Source organism: Actinoplanes sp. NPDC048791 (genome assembly GCF_040650095.1).
Classification (GTDB): Bacteria; Actinomycetota; Actinomycetes; order Mycobacteriales; family Micromonosporaceae; genus Actinoplanes.
Map to the genome: position 1 here is coordinate 1 of NZ_JBEZGQ010001446.1, position 1651 is coordinate 1651.

General features: G+C 73.7%; 3 protein-coding genes. 2 read left to right on the forward strand and 1 reads right to left on the reverse strand.

Annotation, left to right across the window (positions count from 1 at the left end; translation table 11 throughout):
• The coding region (locus tag AB0C29_RS47255; protein ID WP_360834768.1) for a hypothetical protein at positions 1-540 on the reverse strand (540 nt) is incomplete at its 3' end.
• Positions 541-612: 72 nt separating this feature from the next.
• Here AB0C29_RS47255 and AB0C29_RS47260 point away from each other — a divergent pair.
• Together AB0C29_RS47260 and AB0C29_RS47265 are read left to right on the forward strand one after the other, a co-directional pair.
• On the forward strand, positions 613-972 hold the full coding sequence (locus AB0C29_RS47260) for a metalloregulator ArsR/SmtB family transcription factor (protein ID WP_360834770.1): 360 nt from the start codon (positions 613-615) through the stop codon (positions 970-972).
• Positions 969-1601 (forward strand): SRPBCC family protein, encoded by a 633-nt coding sequence (locus tag AB0C29_RS47265; RefSeq protein ID WP_360834772.1) that lies wholly within the window; start codon positions 969-971, stop codon positions 1599-1601. The genes AB0C29_RS47260 and AB0C29_RS47265 overlap by 4 nt, the downstream gene beginning before the upstream one ends.
• Positions 1602-1651: the final 50 nt, after the last annotated feature.

Genomic DNA, 1651 nt, shown 5'->3' on the forward strand with positions numbered 1-1651 from the left:
GGCGACGCGGACGGTCGTGCCGCGAGGCAGCACGCCGGGGTCGGCGGCGGCCGAGACGAACGGGCGCAGCGGGGCGCCGGCGGTGTCCCGGGCGGCGGTGTCGAGCCAGTAGCCGATGTCGTACGACCAGTTCAGGTACGTGCCGGCCGCCGTACGCCCGGTGCCCTCGTCCTTGACCGCCGCGACGAAGTCGGCGGGGTATTCGCCCAGGTCCTCGTCGCCGTGCGCGCAGTCGAGCCCGCGGCAGCCGGTGACGGTCTCGGTCTCGCCGTCGTGGAAGCTCTGCACGGCGGTGTAGTAGACGGTCAGCTCCCACCCCCTGCTGACGGCGGCGGTCGGGGCCGGGGACGAAGCCCGGGCCGAGGCCGAAGCCGGGGTCGACGCGGCGGACGAGGCGCTCACCGAGGGGCCGGGGACGGACCAGGCCCCGAACGAGGGCCGGGGCAGCGCCGTGGACGGCGCCCGCGTCGCCGGGTCGCCGCAGCCCGCCAGCAGGCTCAGCACCAGCACCACCGAGCAGAACCGCACGTGAAGCAGCATCGCAGCAGTGCACCGGGCCGGCCGGTTATTTAAGACTTGACTTATATAAGCCGCGAATGGCACAGTGACCGGGTGCATGCCTTCGACGTGCTCGGCGACCCGGTCCGCCGCCGCATCCTGGAGCTGCTCGCCGACGGCGAGCAGCCCTCCGGCGCGGTCACCGAGGTCATCCGGGCCGAGTTCGGCATCTCCCAGCCGGCCGTCTCCCAGCACCTGCGGGTGCTGCGCGACAACGGCTTCGCCACGGTACGCCCGGACGGCGCCCGCCGGCTCTACGCGGTCGACGACACGGCGCTGCGACAGGCCGACGAGTGGCTGAGCAGGTTCCGCCGGTTCTGGACCCCTCACCTGGACGCGCTGGCCACCGAGGTGGCCCGCGGCAAGCGACAGCGGCGGCTCGCCGCCCGCGACGACGATCGGAGCGATGGATGATTGACGCGAAGCAGCAGGTCAGCGCGGTACGGCGGCAGGCCGGTGGACGCACCCTGGAAGCCGGCGAGGCCCGCGTGTCGACCATCAGCCAGGTCTACGACACCGGCCAGGACGACCTGTGGGACGCGGTGACCGACCCGGAACGGATCACCCGCTGGTTCCTGCCGGTCAGCGGCGAGCTCCGCGAGGGCGGCAAGTACCAGCTCGAGGGCAACGCCGGCGGCACGATCTCCCGCTGCGACAAGCCGCACGGCTTCGCCGCCACCTGGGAGTACAACGGCGACGTCAGCTGGATCGAGGTCCGTCTCGTCCCGGAGGGCGACGGACGCACCCGCTTCGAGCTGGAGCACGTCGCGCACGTCGCCGACGAGTTCTGGGAGCAGTTCGGCCCCGGCGCCGTCGGGATCGGCTGGGACGCCGGCCTGCTCGGCCTGGCCATGCACCTGGCGGATCCGGCGGCGCCCCGCGACCAGGCGGCCATCGAGGCGTGGATGGTCTCCGACGAGGGCAAGCTCTTCTACCGGCTGAGCAGCGACAGCTGGGCCGAGGCCGCCGTCGCCGACGGCACCGACCCGGCCGTTGCCCGCGAGCGCGCCGACCGGTGCTACGCGGCCTACACGGGCGGCTGACCGGAGCCGTCAGCCCGCCGCGTTCGAAGGGCGGCCGCGGCGCGGGTCAC

Bases quoted from the DNA above. Each gene is read 5' to 3' on its own strand.
- AB0C29_RS47265 (WP_360834772.1), top strand. From the start codon at position 969: ATGATTGACGCGAAGCAGCAGGTCAGCGCGGTACGGCGGCAGGCCGGT.